This window comes from Dickeya lacustris, from assembly GCF_029635795.1.
GTDB lineage: Bacteria > Pseudomonadota > Gammaproteobacteria > Enterobacterales > Enterobacteriaceae > Dickeya > Dickeya lacustris.
The window spans coordinates 87,290-106,574 of record NZ_CP114280.1 but is presented as its reverse complement, the minus strand read 5'-3'; the positions used below and the strand labels follow the sequence as shown (position 1 = coordinate 106,574).

Here is a 19,285-nt window from a genome sequence, read left to right as displayed (position 1 = left end):
TTCTGTCAATAATTGAAAATATCAATATTATTGAATATGAAAAATTACAACATGTAATTATCACCACAAATTATAAATAAATATACCGCACCGCCGCTTGATGGATATTTCATCAGCGAATTCGCGGTGTGGCGCGCCATCTGGATAGCCTGGCCAAGACCGTATTCATCACGCTCGCCGACTGTATGGTTGTCAATGACGCTCACTCCCGCTACACTCAATATAATTAATCAACTTCATAAAAGCTATTCACGAAAAGAGAACAAATGGATCTCACTCAACTGCGCATGTTTTGCCTGGTGGCAGAAACCGGCTCGCTGGTTCGCGCCGCAGCCCAGCTCGGTCGTGTACCGTCAAACCTCACCACTCGCCTGCGCCAGTTAGAGCAGGAGTTACGGGTTGATCTGTTTATTCGTGAACGCCAACGCCTGCGCCTCTCCCCTGCCGGCCACAATTTTTTATGCTATGCCCAACGCATTCTGGCCCTTAGCGATGAGGCGCTGATGATGGCGCAAACCAGCGAACCGGCCGGTGTCTTTACCTTGGGGGCGATAGAAAGCCTGCTGCTTACCGCGCTACCGCCCTTGCTGTCTGCCTTTCATCATCGTTATCCGCAGGTTCAGGTGTCGCTACGCAGTGAGAGCTGCCGTCCGCTGCTGCAAGCCGTTGCCGCAGGCGAGCTGGCGGCTGCACTCATCACCGGGCCGGTCACTCATGATGCCATTCATAGCTGCCAGACCTTCTCGCAGCAATTGGTGTTAGTCACCGCGACAGGAGTAGCCCCTATCTCTCAGGCGCAGCACATTCACCACCTGCCATTACTCTCATTGCCGGCTGGATGCGGCTACCACCAGCGGCTGGAGGGGTGGATGCGGGCGCAAGGCGTTACTCCCTCTGCGTGTATAACCATGCCGTCATACGGCGCATTACTGGCTGCCGTGGCAAGCGGTGCAGGCGTCACACTGGTGCCGCAGGATGTATTAGCGGCGTTTCCCGCCGGTCAACATCTGCAACAACATACGCTGCCGCCAGATATCGCCTCGCTCACGACCGCTCTCATCTGGCGGCGAGATGCGTTCGGCCCTAATGTCGAAGCGTTAAAAAAACTAATGATTGAGCGCGGAGCATAAATGTGTCATGCCATCTGCGTAACGGCTGTTTATGCCGGTTCTGGCCAGCATTCACCGCCAATATCCCTGATAACGATTCAAACAAAACAACACCATTAAAAACAATGCTATTAAAAACAACGCCATTAAAGGAGTTTCACCATGTCAATGATTAAAACCCGAGCTGCCGTCGCCTGGGGACCAAACCAGCCGCTATCAATCGAAGAAGTGGAGTTGATGCCGCCACAAAAAGGTGAGGTGCTGGTACGTATTATTGCCAGCGGTGTTTGCCATACCGATGCTTACACCTTATCCGGCAAAGACCCGGAAGGGGTTTTTCCAGCAATTCTGGGCCACGAAGGGGCAGGAATTGTCGAAGCGGTTGGTGAGGGCGTCACCAGCGTTGCCGTCGGCGACCATGTTATCCCGCTTTACACCCCCGAGTGCGGTGAATGTAAATTCTGTCGTTCGGGCAAAACCAATCTCTGTCAGGCGATTCGATCAACCCAGGGCAAAGGTCTGATGCCGGATGGCACCACGCGCTTCTTTAAAGACGGCAAACCGATTTTCCATTACATGGGAACGTCAACATTCGCGGAGCATACGGTGGTTGCTGAGATTTCACTGGCAAAAATCAGTAAAGACGCGCCGCTTGAAGAGGTATGTCTGCTCGGTTGTGGCGTGACGACCGGCATGGGCGCGGTGGTGAATACGGCCAAGGTACAGCCAGGTGATACCGTCGCTATTTTTGGACTGGGCGGCATTGGCTTGTCAGCGATTATCGGTGCCAAAATGGCCGGTGCAGGCCGCATCATTGGTATTGATCTCAATACCAGCAAATTTGATCTGGCCCGCAAGCTAGGCGCAACTGACCTGATTAACCCGAAAGACTATGACAAACCGATTCAGGAAGTGATTGTTGAATTAACCGACGGCGGGGTGGATTTTTCATTTGAGTGTATCGGTAATGTCAACGTGATGCGCGCCGCGCTGGAATGCTGCCATAAAGGATGGGGTGAATCCGTCATTATTGGCGTCGCAGGCGCAGGGGAAGAAATTGCGACCCGCCCATTCCAGTTAGTCACAGGACGTGTCTGGCGCGGCTCTGCCTTCGGCGGCGTGAAAGGCCGTTCGCAATTACCGGGGATTGTACAACGGTATCTGGACGGCGAATTCCAGTTGAATGATTTCATTACCCACACCCTGCCGCTTGAAAACATCAACGAAGCCTTCGAGCTCATGCACGAAGGGAAGTCCATTCGCTCGGTTGTGCATTTCAACAGATAACGAGGAACGTTCATACCATGACAACGCCTCTGGAATTGCTGGAAGAGCACTGTCTGTTCGGCGGCTGGCAACGGCGCTATCGCCACTATGCCGAGAGTCTGCACTGTGACATGACCTTCAGTGTCTTTTACCCCCCGGTAAAACAGCACACCGTACCCCCGGTGGTATATTGGCTTTCAGGCCTAACCTGTACCGATGAAAATTTTACCCTCAAGGCCGGTGCCCAACGCACCGCAGCCGAGCTGGGGTTGGTACTGGTTATGCCGGATACCAGCCCGCGCGGTGAGGGTGTGCCTGATGACTCGCACTACGATTTAGGTCAAGGCGCGGGGTTTTATCTCAACGCCACCCAGTCCCCCTGGCAGCAACACTATCGCATGTTTGATTACCTGAGTGAGGAGTTGCCGGCACTCGTTCGCCAGCACGTCAGCGCCAGCGATCGCCTTGCCATCAGCGGCCACTCAATGGGAGGGCATGGCGCATTGATGCTGGCGCTGCGCCACCCCGGGCGTTTTTGTTCCGTGTCGGCTTTTGCCCCGATTGTGAACCCAACGCAAGTCCCCTGGGGGCGCAAAGCCTTGCGCGCCTATTTGGGCGACGATGAACAACAATGGCGGCAGTACGACAGTTGCCATCTGCTGGCAAGCAGTGAGACGCCGCTTCCCATCCTGATCGATCAGGGCGAGAGCGATAGTTTCTTGCCCGAGCAGTTGCAACCCGAGCAATTGGCCAGCATCGCCAATGCACGGCAATGGCCGTTTACCCTACGCTTTCAGCCGGGTTACGACCACAGTTACTACTTTATCGCTTCGTTTATTGACGATCATCTGCGCTTTCACGCCGGGCACTTACGCGCCCTCTGAGCAGACGGCGGCATCACCGTGCATATCCCATCAGGTGAGTATATGCATACAGGATGATGCTGCGGTTTCTCTTCTTGTCTGGGTTATTTTGGCAGGGGCCTCTCTGCCAAAAAATGCAATCTTCATCACAAAATGCGGCGATGATCCCCATCGTCGCCGCACGATGCGCGAAATCAGACTGTAACAATCACGTGGCCTGCCGATATGTTTTATGAGGTATGAGCAGGAAATAACCGCCATTTTCCGTTCACCTCGCGTCGCATTCTCGTTAGGGCGACAGCATTGACCGAAAAATAGACTGCAAGTAACATTATCGTTACATCGCAGCCATCAATAGGGAGCTCTTTGTTTTGCAACGCAAGCGTGTATCCTCCACAGAGCTGTTTTCCGTCGGTTATGATGCGCAAAACAGCACTCTTGAGGTGGAGTTACTTAACGGTAGCCTGTATCGATATAAAAACGTGGCACGGATGATCTATGAGGAACTGATGGCTTCTAATGCCAAAGCGCGCTATTACGCACGTTACATCAGAAACTCCTTCCCCTATGACAAGGTGCAATAGCGCCAGGGTTGCAAGAATTGTAAGAGTTGCAACGCAAAACGGCGGAGCGGTATAACTAACCGGCCCGCCGTTTTATTATGCTCACGCCAGACCGAGAGGCGGGTGGCGACATGCGCAACAGTGCCGACAGCACTGCCGACGCAGAAGACAAAGAAAACAAAGAACGCGAAGAAGACGAAAAGAGTGTGTACCGGTAACGCCCTACTCGCCTGCCACCTGCTCAACCAACCGTAACGCGGCCAGTAGCTGCGCTACCCCTATCTCCCCCGGCAAATAATGTATTGATTCGCCCGCCTGTAGCGTGCGAGTCGCCACAGCCAGTAGCGCCGCCTCATCATGAATATCCACGTTCAGTTCGGCCAGTGAGACCGGCAACCCCAAGGGTTTGAATGCCGTTTTTAGCTGACGCAACGTAGACACATCGACTAACAACGCTGATTGCACCAAAATACCGTAAGCCACTTTGGTGCCATGCAAAAATGCCGCCGTTTGCGGCAATACCGTCAGGCCATTATGTACTGCATGTGCCGCTGCTACGCGGGTGTAACGTTCACCGAGCCCCCCAACCATACCGCCCCCGGCAATAATCGCGTCCACCACATCAAGAAAGTCTTGATTCAGCGCGCCGCTGCGCATGGCCTCAAGTGCTGCGGCACTCTGCTCTAACAGCACATCACGAATATCACGCGCCGTCTGTAGCCCAAGGCGCACCGTTAACGGCAAAGTGTGTGGCTGTGGGCTGAGTACCACCGCCTCATACCACTTCGCTAACGTATCGCCAATGCCTGCCAGCAGGTACGCTGGCGGCGCGGCCAGTATTATGCGCGGCTCAACCAACACTAAATGATTGGCATCATCAAACATCTCAAAGCGTAATGCCTGACCGTGGTCGTTATACCATACTGACAGCGGCGTCCAGGCGGCGCAGGTTGCCGCGATAGTCGCTATCGCAACCAGCGGTACGCCAAGGCGACGTGCCACAACCTTAGCGGTATCCAGCACCGCCCCTCCACCCACACCGATGACCACCGTGCGATCGCGGCCAGCCTGTGCCACCAGGCGCGCGACTTCACTGTCGCTACAATGGGCGGAAAAACAAGCATGACGCGCCGTTGGCGCAGAGAACGCCTGCGGCAAATAAGGCTGTGCCGCCGCCAGCGCCCGCTCGCCATGAATCCAGAATGCCTTCGCCAGCGCCTCAGAAGAGTAGTGGTCATGCAGCCGGTCTATCGCACCCGGGTGCGCATAATAATTCGCAGGCCCCACCTGGACGCGAATATCGGTGGTGCTCATGGTTGTACGCATGGTCGTGCTCATGTTCGTGTTACACCCTGTTAAATAAGATTTCATCTCGCCAGGCAGTGGGAAATCAGACACCTGTACGATAAAAACATTATCAGGTGCCACTTTTCACGGCTTTAATAACTTTTTGGCTTAAGTTATGCTTTTTCGTTTCTTTATCAGGCCGCCCACCGCGTGGCCATGGCATTCCATTCTGTGCTCAATGTGATATTTTTCAAGCGGGTATCCCAGTCATTCTCACTGTTAAGAGCCAGTTGCTGTTCATTATGTCGATAAATTCGCGTTCGCGTCTGGAAATGCGCAATATTTCCATCTCTTTTGGCGGCTTCCCCGCACTCAGACAGGTCAACTTCACACTGGAAGGCGGGTCTATTCATGCGCTCACCGGGGCGAATGGCGCAGGCAAATCCACCTTGATGGCCATTCTGTCCGGCTGCCATAGCGATTATCACGGTGATATTCTGCTGGATGGTCAGCCGATTACGGTACGTTCACCGCGCGACGCCAAACGTCAGGGCATTTATCTGGTTCAGCAGGAAGTCGATGCGGCGTTGGTGCCAACGCTGACCGTGGCGGAAAATATCCTGCTTGACCAACTGGCCGAGCGTGGTCATTGGGTGAACTGGGCCGCGCTGTACCAGCAAGCCGCATCACTGCTAGAGCAATTGGGTGTCAGCATCAATGTGCAACAGCGACTGGAACGGTGCACTCTGGCGGAAAAACAACAAATCCTGTTGGCGCGGGCACTCTCACATCGCTGCCGCTTTTTGATCCTCGACGAACCCACCGCACCGCTCGACCAGGAAGAAAGCGAGCGGCTGTTTGCCGTGGTACGCCGCCTGCAACAAGACGGTATCGGTATTGTGTTTATCTCTCACCGCATTCACGAACTCAACGCCATTTGCGACACATTAACCGTGCTGCGGGACGGTCAATTTGTCAGTTGTGGAGCGATGCACGACCTCAGCGGCGAAGATATTGTGGAGCGCATGCTGGGCCATCGTCTGGATGATATTTTTCCACCGCGCCGCCCTCAACATCAGGCTTCTCCTTTGTTGCAGGTTGAGGGATTACACGATGACACCCTGCTGCATAATATTTCGCTGACGCTGCACAAAGGGGAAATTCTCGGGATTGCCGGTTTAGCGGGCGCAGGAAAAACCGAGCTATGCAAAGCCCTGTTTGGCGCCACGCGCAGTCGAATACGCGATGGACGCTATCAGGGCGCGCCCTGGCAACCCCGCTCACCCGCCTATTCGGTACAACAAGGCATCGCGCTGGTGCCAGAGGAGCGCCGCAAAGAAGGGGTTTTTATTGACGAATCCGTCACCATGAACCTCAGCATCAGCGCCAGCGACAGTTTCTCCCGCTACGGTGTCTTTCGCCACGTCCAGGCGTTGGCATGGGCAAAGCAGCTTATTGCGCGTCTGGCGATTCGCGTCAGCGGGCCGCAGCAACACGTGCGGCGTTTGTCTGGCGGTAATCAGCAAAAAGTGGCGATTGGTAAATGGCTGCGAAACGACACCGAGGTCTTGATTCTTGACGAACCCACCAAAGGGGTTGATATCAAAGCCAAACAGGATTTATTCACGTTGATAGATACGCTGGCGCGCCAGGGTAAAGGCATTATTTATGCCTCCGGTGAATTTTCCGAGCTGGTCGGGCTGTGCGATCGCATCTGTGTGTTGTGGGATGGGCGCATCGTGGCCGAACTCGATGGTGCCCGCGCCGATGAAGAAACCTTATTACTTTACTCAACCGGAGGAACGCCCTCGTGAGTCAGCCACGTGTATCCGACCGCCCCGCTAATCGGGCAATCCCTTTTCACCATCGTCTGTTTGAGTTGTTCTACAAGTGGGGCATGCTTATTACCGTGGTGGCGCTGATAGCGCTGTTCGGGCTGGCGTCAGACAATTTTCTCGACCCGAATAACATCATTAACATTTTACGTTCAATCGCGATTGTCACCGTCATCGCTATCGCGGTTTCGCTGTCGTTGTCCGTGGGCGGATTTGATTTGTCGGTCGGCTCGACGGCATCGCTGGCAAACGCACTGGTGATTTCCCTGTTTGTCTGGCACGGTATGGGGCCGTTCGGCGCCATCTCCCTGACGCTGTTACTCTGTTTGCTTGTCGGGTTGTTCAACGCCTTTCTGATTGTTGTATTACGTATTCCCGATATGCTCGCCACCCTCGCCAGCTTGTTTGTGATTCAGGGTGTCGCCATGACTTACAGTTACGGCGGCTCTATCACCCAAAATATGTTACTACCCAGTGGTGAGATGGCTGAAGGCGTGATTCCCGAGGTGTTCGCCACCCTCGGCCAGGTGCCGGTTATTGTGGTGATTATGCTGGTTGTCACACTCGTTGTGCAGCTCGGTATGTCGCTGACCCAACACGGCAGACGGATGTACGCCATCGGCGGCAACCCGGAGGCGGCAAGGCTTGCGGGTATTCGTACGGCGCGTTATCGGGTACTGGCTTATCTGCTCTCGTCACTGTTGGCAGGGCTTGGCGGGATTTTACTGGCCTCCCGTATCGGCTCGTCACAAGTCAATGCTGGCAGCGGCTATCTGATGGACGCCGTCGCCGCTGCTTACATCGGCTTTTCACTTGCCGGTTCCGGTAAACCCAATGCCCTTGGCACACTGGTCGGCGCGGTTATCCTTGGCGTACTGCAAAATGGGCTGGTCATGCTCTCTGTGCCCTACTACGCCATGGATATCATCAAAGGAATGGTATTGGCATTAGCACTGGCGATGACCTATTTCCACAAGCGCGGCTAGTCCGCGCTGACAACCCCCATGTAATACGCGCACATAATAGTCACGCGTGTCATCATAGGTGTGCGGCCTGTGGCGAAACAAACAGAGGCCGCTGTGATAACCTCGCCACGCGGGTATTGCCATCACACATACCGGGTAAACATCATCCACCCGCGCACAAAAAAACCGCGCTGCAAATGTGATCCGAATCGCATTATGACTCGCCATTGTCTACAATAAGGCGTTCGTTATTTGTCATATCTGACTGGAATCTGACCATGACTTCCGCTTCTCCCTCACGTACAACGGCCTGGTTGCGCGTGGTAACGCTGGCCGTCGCCGCGTTTATTTTTAACACGACCGAGTTTATCCCGGTTGGCCTGCTTAGTGACATCGCCGCCACGTTTACCATGAAAACCGAAGATGTCGGGCTGATGATCACCATTTATGCCTGGATAGTGGCGGTGGCGTCGCTGATTTGCATGTTGCTAACCAGCGCAATTGAGCGGCGCAAACTGTTAATCGGCTTATTTTGCCTGTTCATCGCCAGCCATTTGCTCTCTGCCGTGGCCTGGAATTTTAGTGTGCTGGTGCTCTCGCGGGCCGGCGTCGCGCTGGCCCATTCTGTGTTCTGGTCTATCACGGCATCACTGGCCATTCGCCTTGCGCCTCCCGGCAAACGGGCGCAAGCGCTGGGATTAATTGCCACCGGATCGTCACTGGCGATGGTGCTGGGTTTACCGTTAGGCCGCATAATCGGCCAATATCTGGGCTGGCGTATTACCTTTTTGACGATTGCCGCAGGCGCAACCGTCGCCCTGGTGTTACTTGCCCGGCTGTTACCGCGCTTACCCAGTGAGCACTCCGGCTCGCTCGCCAGTGTGCCGAAATTATTTCGCCGCCCGGCGCTGGTTGGCGCTTATCTGCTTACGGTTGTGGTGGTCAGCGCCCATTTTACCGCCTACAGCTATATTGAACCGTTTATTCAAACCGTCGCCAGGCTACCGGAAAACTTTACCACTCTTATTCTGCTGCTATTTGGCTGTGCCGGTATTGCCGGTAGCATGCTCTATAGCCGTTATAGCGAGCGTTTCCCTGTCGGCTTTCTGCTCATCGCACTGCTGTTGCTGTTTCTGTGCCTGACGCTGCTGATGCCGCTTGCGGCCTATCCGTTTGGCTTAACGCTATTGTGCCTGGTATGGGGCCTCGCCATGATGGCATTTGGGCTCGCGATGCAAGCCAAAGTGCTGTCACTGGCTCCTGATGCCAGTGATATCGCCATGTCGATTTTCTCCGGCCTGTTTAATCTCGGTATTGGCGCGGGCGCGCTGATGGGCAGCCAGATCAGCTTGCACTTAGGCATGGCGAATATCGGTTATGTCGGCGCGCCATTGGTGCTGTTGGCTCTGCTGGCCATGATGCTCACCGTTTATCGCAGCGCACGTCTGGTACATTCACGTATCTAACATTCACGTGTCTAACATTCGTGTGTCTAACACGCCACGGCTGAGATAAATGAGATAACGGAACCCCCAGCCTAACTGGGGGTTTTCTATAGGCAAAAAAGCCAGCGGCATTGCGCTGGCTTTTTCTTAGGCGTTGAAGCAGTTATTTGTGTTCAGGGAATGTCATCTGCTCGTAGCGCACAACACGCGAGCCCCTTACCAGACGATAGCCAAACCAGATAACCAAAAATAGCGGAATACCAATATACGTCGCCGTCACCGCGTACCAGTCTATTTTATCTGCCAGAAAAGCCTGATAGTTCTGCCCAAGGGTGATGATAAGACATAACACAAAAGCAAATATCGGCCCCAGCGGGAAAAAGCCGGAACGGTACGGTAGCGCGTTCAAATCATGACCATGTAAAACATAGCCACGACGGAAACGATAGTGGCTAATCGCAATGCCAAGCCAGGCGATGAAGCCGGTCATGCCGGACGTATTCAGCAGCCACATGTATACGGTTTGGTTGCCAAACATTGAGGTCAAAAAGCACAACCCGGCCACCACGGTAGTGGCATAAAGCGCATTACGCGGCACGCCCCCTTTGGAGAGTTTGCCAAACCAGGCCGGCGCTTTGCCCTCCTGTGCCAGCGTAAACAGCATACGCGTTGAGGCATACATGCCGGAGTTCCCGGCTGACAGCACCGCCGTCAGGATAACCGCATTCATCAATGCCGCCGCAGAAAGTAACCCGGCATTCTGGAATACCAGCGTAAATGGGCTGACGCTGATATCTTTGACTTCATTACGCAACAGGTTCGGGTCGGTATAAGGAATCAGCAGACTGATAATCAAAATCGCGAATATATAGAACAGCAGAATACGCCAGAACACCTGACGCACCGCACGTGGAATGGTGGTTTGCGGATCTTTAGACTCGCCCGCCGCCACCCCGATAAGCTCGGTGCCCTGAAACGAGAAGCCGACAATCATTGCCACCCCAATCATGGCCGAGAAGCCGCCCGCAAACGGCGCATCGCCAATTTGCCAGTTATGCCAACCCGCATGCTCGCCGCCGCGCAGAATGCCGGCAATCATCAGAACGCCAATTGCAATAAACAAAATTACGGTCGTGACCTTGATGAGAGAGAACCAATACTCTGCCTCACCAAAGCCTTTTACCGAAATATAGTTGAGTAAAAACATCAGCGACAGGAACAGGGCGCTCCATATCCAGCCCGGCACATCCGGGAACCAATATCCCATGACCAACTGTGCCGCCACCAGATCCACGGCGATAGTGACCGCCCAGTTGTACCAGTAATTCCAGCCGAGCGCGAAGCCAAACCCCTCCTCGACATACCGTGCGCCATAGGTCGCAAACGAGCCGGATACTGGCATAAACGCCGCCAGCTCACCCAGACTGGTCATCAGGAAATACACCATCAGGCCAATCAGCGCATATGACAACATCGCACCGCCCGGGCCGGCCTGGGAGACCGTTGCACCAGAGGCGACAAACAGGCCGGTGCCGATAGAGCCGCCGATCGCTATCATTGTCAGATGCCGTGCTTTTAATTCACGGCGCAGTGTCGGTTCCCGCGTATCAGCGGGACGCATATCATGTTGAGCCATTACTATCCATGCCCTTAAAAATTTGAGGGCGGATTGTAGGCAATCCATCGGCGGCTGAATAGCGTACTGCGCAGATTATAAGAGAGCTTCATAACTCACCGGGTATCATAAGTAATACCTCTGCCCCATCGCTGCTTTCCCGTACATTTCCTGCGCATTTCCCGCGCAACATGTTGCCATCATGTTATTGGTACGCTGACCCGGCCAGCTCAGGAAAGCGCGGCGCTATGTCCAGCCTGACAATAGCCCAGAAAGCATTGCAAAACACCGGAGAGATGCTTTTGACGATGGTGTACCAGATATAGTGGCCGAGAGAGAGGGGTAAACGGCACGGGCAATTCCACCAACGTCCCCGCCGCCAGCTGTTCCGCTATCACATGCCGTGACAGGCAACTGATCCCCATGCCGTGGCGCACCGCATGCTTAATCGCCTCTGAATTCCCCAGCTCCATCACTAACTGAAAATGCGGCAGGCGCGCTAACAACAGATGATCCAGCACTTCACGGGTACCCGAGCCATGCTCACGTAAAATCCAGGGGGCTTCAGCCAGTGTCTGCACCGAAATGCGGCTCTTGAGCAACGGGTTTCCCGGCGCGCAAAACACCACTAGCTCATCTTCCAGCCAAGGCAGAGTTATCAACTCTGGATGATGACAAGGCCCTTCTATCAGGCCCAGATCAACGCGAAACTCAGACACCGCATTCACCACATCCAGCGTGTTGCCAACGTACAGCTCTAGCGGAATGGCGGGAAAATCCTGCCGATAGCGGGCTATCATCTCAGGCATCAAATAATTACCGATAGTGCTACTGGTATAAATACGCAAGGCGCCATTATCGCGGCGAAACAGTTGTTCAATCTCTGCGGATTGTTCCAGCAACGCCAGCGCTTTAGGGTACAGCAGCCGACCATGTTCATTGACAACCAGCCGCTTGCCAACCCGGTCAAACAGCTGCACGCCCAGTTGATTTTCCAGATCAGACAGCGCCGCGCTCACCGCTGACTGAGATAACGACAGCACCACCGAGGCCTGTGTGGTGGAGCCGCTCTTAAGAACTTCGGCAAAGACTTCCAGTTGACGTAACGTAATATGCATAGAGGGCTCTTACCGTAAATATCTATAGGTTATAAATATATAATCAATTTCTATTTTAAACACGTTGATCATAGGCTGTGCCCACACCTGTTATGACTTCACACGGGGATTATGATGATCGTGTTTACCACCAGACTTCGACGTTTTTCGCTACCAACGCTAAACCTGCCTACGCTCGGCGGCATCCTGCTTACCGGGTTACTGGCATGCCTGACGTTACTGCTGGCGGCGCATCCAGCCATCGCCAGCCTGCGGTTAGGTTCGCTGACGCTGGCGATTTTACTGGGCATGGCGCTTGGCAATTCGCTCTATCCACACCTGCACCGTTACTGCGACGCAGGCGTGCAATGGTCAAAACACTATTTACTGCGCTGGGGCATTATTCTTTACGGGTTTCGACTCAGTATTCAGCAAATTACCTCCGTCGGCGTGGCAGGTTTGGTCATTGATTTGCTGATGTTGAGCTCCACATTCTTACTGGCCTGCTGGCTGGGACAACGCTGGTTTAAGCTTGACAGGCAGACCACCATGTTAATTGGCGCGGGCAGTAGTATTTGCGGTGCGGCAGCCGTCCTCGCCACCGCGCCGGTATTAAAAAGCCAGGCCGACCAGATTGCCGTCGCTATCGCCACCGTCGTCCTCTTTGGCACTGTTGCGATGTTTTTATATCCGTGGATGTATCCGTATCTGATTGAGTATAGCGGCCAGACTATTACCGCGCAGACTTTCGGGCTTTATCTGGGGTCATCGATTCACGAAGTCGCGCAGGTCGTCGCCGCAGGCCATGCTATCAGCCCGGAAACGGAAAGCATGGCGGTGATTGGCAAAATGCTGCGCGTCATGATGCTGGCACCTTTTTTATTTCTGTTGGGCGGATGGCTAAAGCAACGTCACACAACCCCGTTAGCGCACGACGACAGCCACGCGAATACGGCGTTTCCCTGGTTTGCCCTGGGTTTTGTGATGATGTCCGGTGTCAATTCGCTGCATTGGCTACCGACACCCGTTGTTGAAAAGATTATTGAGCTGGACAACATATTGCTCACCATGGCGATGATAGCCCTTGGTATCGCAACCCGTATCAGTATGCTGCGTCAGGCAGGTATCAAACCACTGCTGCTGGCAGGGCTGCTATTCCTGTGGTTGGTCGGCGGCGGCGCGTTAATTAACCTTGCTGTCCAACACCTGCTGGGCTAGACGAGTACAGATGACGCCCTGCGTTATCACAGCTGCCAGACAAATGCCCGGCAACGAGCCATCGCACATTAACCTTGTCGTGCATTAACCTTGTCGCGCATTAACATTGCGGAAACAGCGCAATCATTACCGCAACACGGCAAACATTACGGCAACACAGCAATGCAATCCCTCAGCGCAGGTATGACATAATGCATGGGTATGACAAGGAGAAACCCATGAAATATGTTGGAGCCCACGTCAGCGCCTCGGGTGGCGTTGATCAGGCGGTGGTTCGCGCCCATGAAATCGGCGCGAGCGCATTGGCGCTATTTACTAAAAATCAGCGCCAGTGGCAGGCCCCGGCGCTGAGTGCCGAGGTCATCGCGCGTTTTCAGGACGCCTGCGCCCGCTATCAGTTTAGTCCGGCGCAAATATTGCCCCATGACAGTTACTTAATTAACCTCGGCCATCCGCAGGAAGAGGCGTTACAAAAATCCCGCGAGGCGTTTATTGATGAAATGCAGCGTTGTCAGCAATTAGGGCTGACATTACTGAATTTTCATCCCGGCAGTCACTTACGCCAAATCGATGAACAGACCTGCCTGCGCCGCATTGCTGACTCCATCAATCTGGCATTAGAGGCCACCGACAGCGTGACCGCCGTGCTTGAAAATACCGCAGGCCAAGGCAGTAATCTCGGCTTTCGTTTTGAGCATCTGGCTGAAATTATCGACCAGGTTGACGATAAAAGCCGTGTGGGCGTCTGTATCGACACCTGTCATGCCTTTGCCGCAGGTTACGATCTGCGCACGCTCAATGATTGCCAGCGCACCTTTGCCGAGTTCGATCGTATTGTCGGCTGGCGCTACCTGCGCGCCATGCATTTAAATGACGCCAAAAGCGAATTCAATAGCCGTGTTGACCGCCATCACAGCCTCGGCGAAGGAAACATCGGGAAAACCGTGTTCAGCTACATCATGCACGACCCGCATTTTGATGGCATCCCGTTGATTCTTGAAACCGTCAAACCGGAAATCTGGCCAGAAGAAATCGCCTGGCTGAAGTCACAGCAGGGTTAAGTCACCACACACGGCCATTACGCCCACTCCTGGCGTCGCAGCTCTGCGGCTCGCTGAAACAGGACATCAGACACCGTGCGCGGCTGATGTCCCTGCCCGCTCGGTTGGATCACGCACTGGAAAGCCTCTCTCAGTGACATCGGCTCACCTTTGCTGTCACAGCCAATCGCGTACTTGCCGTGAAATGCGGAAATCGCCAGCGCCAGATTGTCTATCAGGCTGTCACGGCTGCCAAAGGCGCGTTTCTTGAGCGACAGCATCTGGTTGATAATAGCGCAATCAATCAGCGTCGCCGTCAGCCATTCCGTTTGCGCCGCATAACCGGCGCACCAGCGCAACTGATTACCACGCGTGAACATCTCCATCAAATCGGTGTTTGCGCCGACAAAACAGGCCCCTAACAACAAACCGGTAATAGAAAAACGGTGCGACAATTCACCAACCGGCAGGAACACATCGCGCAAATGTGTGCCGCCGAGTTTCTTGCCCTGCCCGTGCGCAGCAACATAAACAATGATGTTGTTAAACGGAATTTTACACAAACAGTGTAATGCGGTGTGGAAGCTGGTCTTGTCATAAAAGTTGGCGTGATAGACTTCGGTATCCCCGGCGACCTTGGCGACCCCCTCGATAAAAGGCAGCACGGAAGAACGGTTAGCATCATGATCATCCAGTTCCCAGGGGGATTCCAGCACCAATATTCCACGGCTGGCATGATGTCGCGGCATGACAGGCTCCTTTTGTTGTCTCAAAGCGTCGTTGTCTCAAAGCATCGTTGTATAACAGCATCGTTGTATAACAGCGTTTCTTATCCCATGTGCGCGTGACGTAACACAACTAAAGTCACGTAACTAAAGCAACGTAACGAACAACAACACAACTGCCGCTATCATAGCCGCTGACGGTATCAGACGCATAAAAAAACGCCGGTCATTAGACCGGCGTTACCGATAACCCATCGCTTATTGTCAGCCACCCCATAACAGGCGAGATAGCCGGTGAATTATCAATCAGGCTTTAGCCGCTTGCTCTTCCGGGCGTTTCAGCACGGCATACAGCACGCCAGCGACAACGGTTCCGGCAATGATAGAGAGCAGATAACCGACGACAGGCGTAATCGCACCTGGAATCAACAGCACGAACAGACCACCGTGCGGTGCCATCAGTTTAGCACCCACTGCCATCGACATGGCGCCGGTCAGTGCACCGCCCAGAATACAGCACGGCAACACACGCATTGGATCACGCGCGGCATAAGGGATGGCGCCTTCAGAAATAAAGCACAGTCCCAGCACAACCGCCGCTTTACCCCCTTCACGCTCACCGGCGGTGAATTTTTTCGCCGCGATAAACGTAGCCAGACCCATGGCCAGCGGTGGCACCATACCTGCCGCCATAACCGCAGCCATCGGTGCATACACCTGGCTACTGAGCAGCGTAGTACCAAACACGTAGGCCACTTTGTTCACCGGGCCACCCATATCGGTACACATCATACCGCCCAGAATCGCCCCCAGAATCACGGCATTGGCGGTGCCCATCGATTGCAGCCAGTTGGTTAATCCGGTCAGGATTTTCGCGACAGGCGTACCCACGATGTAAATCATGATGAGGCCGGTAATCAGTGTGGCGAACAGCGGAATAATCAAGATAGGCTTCAACGCCGACATGCTCTGCGGCAAGCTGACATGATTACTGATGGCGCGCGCCAGATAACCGGCCAGAAAACCAGCGATGATACCGCCAAGGAAACCGGCCCCGGTGCTCACCGCCAGCATACCGCCCACTAAACCCGGCGTCAGGCCCGGACGATCCGCAATCGAGAACGCGATATAACCGGCCAACACCGGCACCATCAGCGCAAAGGCCGACCCACCGCCGATCTTCATCAGCGCGGCCGCCAGTGTGCCCTCTTCTTTAAACGCCGTAATACCAAACACAAATGACAGCGCGATACACAAACCACCGGCCACCACCATCGGCAGCATGTAAGACACGCCGGTCAGCAGGTGACGATAAGGCCCGGCACCGCCTTTCTGCGACGAAGAATCGCCCGCAGCGCTTGTATTGCCACTCTGTGCCGCCGGTTGATAAACCGTTGCCTCAGACACGGCCTTATCAAACTCTTGTGCCGTTTTCTTCAGCGCCAGTCCGGTTGAGGTACGGTACATCTTTTTACCGGCAAACTTGCTGAGATCCACTTCAATATCTGCCGCCACAATCACCAAATCAGCCTGGGTGACCTCTTCGGCACTGATAGGATTACCGGCACCAACGGAACCACGGGTTTCAACTTTTACCCACCAGCCGCGTTTTTTGGCTTCACTCTCGATAGCTTCTGCTGCCATGAAGGTGTGAGCCACACCGGTCGGGCATGCGGTCACTGCGACAATCCGTTTCGCCGCACCTGACGATGCGCCAGCCGCCTGAGTAGCAACCGGAGCCTGATAAACCTGAGCGCTCGCCAGCGCGTTAGCAAAAAAGTCGGCGGGTTGAGTGAGTGCCAGTTCAATATCACCCGCAAACACTTTCTTGCCATTGAGCGCGCTATCTGCCTGCACCGACGCACCCAGCACGATAGCCAGTTCAGCGTCAGCCAGTTGCTCAGTGAGGGTAACGCCTGCGTGAGTAGCCGCAGCACCGAGTGCATTTTTCACCAGACGGCTTTTGGCCAGACCCAGTGATTTATCAAGTATCAGCAGCGTTTTCATTGTTTATCTCCTGCTGTCATCAGTTAAAGGGTTGGAGAGAGACACGCGCCATCATCGCAGCCAGCTGCGGACGATCGCTAATGCCAACGTTGCTCTGGCTAACGGCTAACGCCGCCACCGCAGTGGCCAAACGCAACGTGTGTTCACTGGACTCACGCATCAACAAGCCATAGATCAATCCCCCTACCATGGAGTCACCCGCACCGACCGTGCTCACCACGTCACATGCTGGTGGTAACGCCCGCCAGGCACCGGATGCATTGACCCATAACGCACCTTCCGCACCCAGCGAAATCACGACATGGGCAATACCCTGTTCACGCAGCGCATGGGCTGCATCTACCACATCTTCCAGCGTCGGCAACTTGCGCCCTGCCCAGATTTCCAGCTCACGGCGATTGGGTTTAACCAACCAGGGTGAGGCTTTCAACCCAGCCACCAACGCTTCACGGCTACTGTCAAAAATAATGCAAGGACACTGGCTGCGCAGGCGCGACATCCAATCGGTAAACGCATCAGGGTCAACGCCGCTTGGCAAACTGCCACTGACCGCCACCATGTCAAATTGCCCAAGCCAGCTTAAAGAATCATTGACGAAGCGATGCCAGTCCTGCTGCGTCACCTCAAAGCCGGAGAAGTTAAGGTCGGTCACATCGCCGCTTTGCTCAGTCAACTTAACGTTGATGCGAGTACGCCCCGGCACCACCTGAAAACGGTTGGCGATCCCTAACTCGCTGAACAGTTGCTGAAAGCCATCCTGATTGTCTTTACCAAGGAAGCCACCGACCGTGACATCAATCCCGAGATCTTTGAGCACTTTGGCAACATTGATGCCCTTACCTGCGGCATGCAGGCCCGTGGTCTGCACCAGGTTAACCTCGCCCCGTTCAATTTCCGGGCAGTACCCTACCAGATCATAAGCAGGATTCAGGGTAATGGTGGCAACGCGTCTGCTCATGCTGCGCCCTCCCCAAGACCCGACTGGATAGCCTCACCAATAGCGGCCAACGCCGCTTCAGCATCATCCCCTTTCGCGGTAAAACGCAGGCGATGACCACTTTTCACCCCAAGCGCCACCACCTTCATCAGGCTGCGGCCATTGGCCGGTTTACCGGTGCCATCAAGGTTTGCCACCGTGATTTCACTGGAGAACTGTTTTACAACGTTGACCAGCATGGCACCCGGACGGGCATGCAGGCCGTGCTCATTGCGAACGGTAAACTCGCCCACCAAGGCTTCGCTTTCTTGCGGCTCTTCTTCTTCGCCACTCAGCAATGCCAGCAACGTCTCCTCATCAGCGGATAACAGACGCTCTGCTTTACCGGCAATCAACAGCGCGCTCAACGCATCCAGCGGGCCAAACACTTGTTCATCTGCAGCTGACGCCGTCAGCAACAATGCCACAGGGTTATTGTCAACGAGGAAAGACTGTGCCGGACGGCTAACGGCCAGTGCGCTCGACAGGTTGCCTTTGACACTGTCGCTCAACCAAATGCCCTGTCCCAAATGCAGCGGCTTGTTAGCCACCGCATGGCTGACAAAATCCGCATCTACCGCGCCAATCTGCTGTAGACGACCGGCGTTCAGCGCCTGTAACGTCACCAGATTATCGGTCGCCACATTGAGATTCAGCAACGACGTATCAAAGCGCAGCGCGCCGGAGAGTTGTTCCCCCATCAGCAAACCACGTAATTCGTCAGCAGAGGTGGTGCTGGCAAGACGCGCGGCAACGCGATCATCACTCAGTACGTGCGTCAGTTGACGCAACAACGCCAAATGTTCATCTGAACGGGCGGCAATGCCTAATACCACGTAGGCAGTCTGATCTTCGCCCCAGGCGATACCTTGCGGAAATTGAAATACCTGCACACCGGTTTTCTGCACCAGGCCACGGGTATCTGTCGTGCCATGCGGAATAGCAATGCCGCTGCCAAGGTACGTCGAGGTTTGCTGCTCGCGCTGAAGCATACCGTCAACATACCCCTCGCTTACGCAACCGGCTTTCGCCAGCGCTGCCGCTACCTGACGAATCGCCTCTTCTTTACTGCTGGCGGTAGCGCCTAAATGAATGTCGTGCTGTGACAACTGGAACATAACTCTCCTCTCCTGCTGAACTTGAATCGTTTCAGCTTTTACGAGAAACAATTCGCTGACTCTTTTCAGGGGCTTCAGCAAAACCTCGCTGAAACGTTTCAAAAATTCTGCGTTTTTCGCTATGACGATGCAAGCACCGCACGTCGATAAAATTAC

General features: G+C 54.4%; 17 protein-coding genes. 9 read left to right on the top strand and 8 right to left on the bottom strand.

Translation table 11 applies throughout. From position 1 onward, the window contains the following. Window positions 1-44: 44 nt before the first annotated feature. Window positions 45-206, bottom strand: a complete 162-nt coding sequence (locus O1Q98_RS00480) for a hypothetical protein (protein WP_278142546.1) — start codon at window positions 204-206, stop codon at window positions 45-47. Between the two features lie 60 nt (window positions 207-266). Here O1Q98_RS00480 and O1Q98_RS00475 point away from each other — a divergent pair, with 60 nt between their 5' ends. The 4 genes from O1Q98_RS00475 (at window position 267) to O1Q98_RS00460 (ending at window position 3,822) form a co-directional block, all read left to right on the top strand. Beyond that, window positions 267-1,130, top strand: coding sequence for a LysR substrate-binding domain-containing protein (locus O1Q98_RS00475; RefSeq protein WP_125259732.1), 864 nt, complete (start codon window positions 267-269; stop codon window positions 1,128-1,130). 141 nt (window positions 1,131-1,271) lie between these two features. Next, the gene (locus O1Q98_RS00470) at window positions 1,272-2,396 is read left to right on the top strand and encodes an S-(hydroxymethyl)glutathione dehydrogenase/class III alcohol dehydrogenase (RefSeq protein WP_125259733.1); all 1,125 of its coding nucleotides are present in this window, start codon (window positions 1,272-1,274) and stop codon (window positions 2,394-2,396) included. A gap of 17 nt (window positions 2,397-2,413) precedes the next feature. Beyond that, the gene (fghA, locus tag O1Q98_RS00465; protein ID WP_125259734.1) at window positions 2,414-3,259 is read left to right on the top strand and encodes an S-formylglutathione hydrolase; all 846 of its coding nucleotides are present in this window, start codon (window positions 2,414-2,416) and stop codon (window positions 3,257-3,259) included. A 350-nt stretch (window positions 3,260-3,609) separates the two neighbouring features. Next, window positions 3,610-3,822 (top strand): KTSC domain-containing protein, encoded by a 213-nt coding sequence (locus tag O1Q98_RS00460; protein ID WP_125259735.1) that lies wholly within the window; start codon window positions 3,610-3,612, stop codon window positions 3,820-3,822. A gap of 201 nt (window positions 3,823-4,023) precedes the next feature. On the opposite strand, the gene O1Q98_RS00455 is transcribed toward O1Q98_RS00460, so the two are convergent. Then, a complete protein-coding gene (locus tag O1Q98_RS00455; RefSeq protein ID WP_125259770.1) occupies window positions 4,024-5,115 on the bottom strand; it encodes an oxidoreductase in 1,092 nt (363 codons plus the stop codon). 275 nt (window positions 5,116-5,390) lie between these two features. On the opposite strand from O1Q98_RS00455, the gene O1Q98_RS00450 reads away from it, so the two are divergent. The 3 genes from O1Q98_RS00450 (at window position 5,391) to O1Q98_RS00440 (ending at window position 9,354) form a co-directional block, all read left to right on the top strand. After that, window positions 5,391-6,902 (top strand): sugar ABC transporter ATP-binding protein, encoded by a 1,512-nt coding sequence (locus O1Q98_RS00450; protein ID WP_125259736.1) that lies wholly within the window; start codon window positions 5,391-5,393, stop codon window positions 6,900-6,902. An 83-nt stretch (window positions 6,903-6,985) separates the two neighbouring features. Then, window positions 6,986-7,909: an ABC transporter permease gene (locus tag O1Q98_RS00445; protein ID WP_240632766.1), complete on the top strand. Its 924-nt coding sequence runs from the start codon at window positions 6,986-6,988 to the stop codon at window positions 7,907-7,909. A gap of 257 nt (window positions 7,910-8,166) precedes the next feature. Next, complete coding sequence (locus O1Q98_RS00440) at window positions 8,167-9,354, top strand: sugar transporter (protein WP_125259737.1); 1,188 nt, start codon at window positions 8,167-8,169, stop codon at window positions 9,352-9,354. Window positions 9,355-9,496: 142 nt separating this feature from the next. Here the strand turns inward: O1Q98_RS00440 and O1Q98_RS00435 are convergent, their stop codons facing one another. Then, window positions 9,497-10,969: an amino acid permease gene (locus O1Q98_RS00435; protein WP_125259738.1), complete on the bottom strand. Its 1,473-nt coding sequence runs from the start codon at window positions 10,967-10,969 to the stop codon at window positions 9,497-9,499. A 209-nt stretch (window positions 10,970-11,178) separates the two neighbouring features. Next, window positions 11,179-12,066, bottom strand: a complete 888-nt coding sequence (gene yieE / locus O1Q98_RS00430) for a DNA-binding transcriptional regulator YeiE (protein ID WP_125259739.1) — start codon at window positions 12,064-12,066, stop codon at window positions 11,179-11,181. A 114-nt stretch (window positions 12,067-12,180) separates the two neighbouring features. Here yieE and O1Q98_RS00425 point away from each other — a divergent pair, with 114 nt between their 5' ends. Both O1Q98_RS00425 and nfo read left to right on the top strand, forming a co-directional pair. Next, window positions 12,181-13,263: a YeiH family protein gene (locus O1Q98_RS00425; protein WP_205744265.1), complete on the top strand. Its 1,083-nt coding sequence runs from the start codon at window positions 12,181-12,183 to the stop codon at window positions 13,261-13,263. 218 nt (window positions 13,264-13,481) lie between these two features. Then, complete coding sequence (gene nfo, locus O1Q98_RS00420) at window positions 13,482-14,324, top strand: deoxyribonuclease IV (protein ID WP_125259741.1); 843 nt, start codon at window positions 13,482-13,484, stop codon at window positions 14,322-14,324. Between the two features lie 17 nt (window positions 14,325-14,341). Here the strand turns inward: nfo and O1Q98_RS00415 are convergent, their stop codons facing one another. The 4 genes from O1Q98_RS00415 to fruB all read right to left on the bottom strand — a co-directional run bounded on the left by O1Q98_RS00415 (window position 14,342) and on the right by fruB (window position 19,129). Continuing rightward, on the bottom strand, window positions 14,342-15,052 hold the full coding sequence (locus tag O1Q98_RS00415) for a hypothetical protein (RefSeq protein WP_125259742.1): 711 nt from the start codon (window positions 15,050-15,052) through the stop codon (window positions 14,342-14,344). A 282-nt stretch (window positions 15,053-15,334) separates the two neighbouring features. After that, window positions 15,335-17,035: a PTS fructose transporter subunit IIBC gene (gene fruA / locus O1Q98_RS00410; protein WP_125259743.1), complete on the bottom strand. Its 1,701-nt coding sequence runs from the start codon at window positions 17,033-17,035 to the stop codon at window positions 15,335-15,337. Between the two features lie 19 nt (window positions 17,036-17,054). Beyond that, window positions 17,055-17,993, bottom strand: coding sequence for a 1-phosphofructokinase (fruK, locus tag O1Q98_RS00405; protein ID WP_035342391.1), 939 nt, complete (start codon window positions 17,991-17,993; stop codon window positions 17,055-17,057). Beyond that, window positions 17,990-19,129, bottom strand: a complete 1,140-nt coding sequence (gene fruB / locus O1Q98_RS00400) for a fused PTS fructose transporter subunit IIA/HPr protein (protein WP_125259744.1) — start codon at window positions 19,127-19,129, stop codon at window positions 17,990-17,992. Before fruB ends, fruK begins: the two co-directional genes overlap by 4 nt. Window positions 19,130-19,285 lie beyond the last annotated feature (156 nt).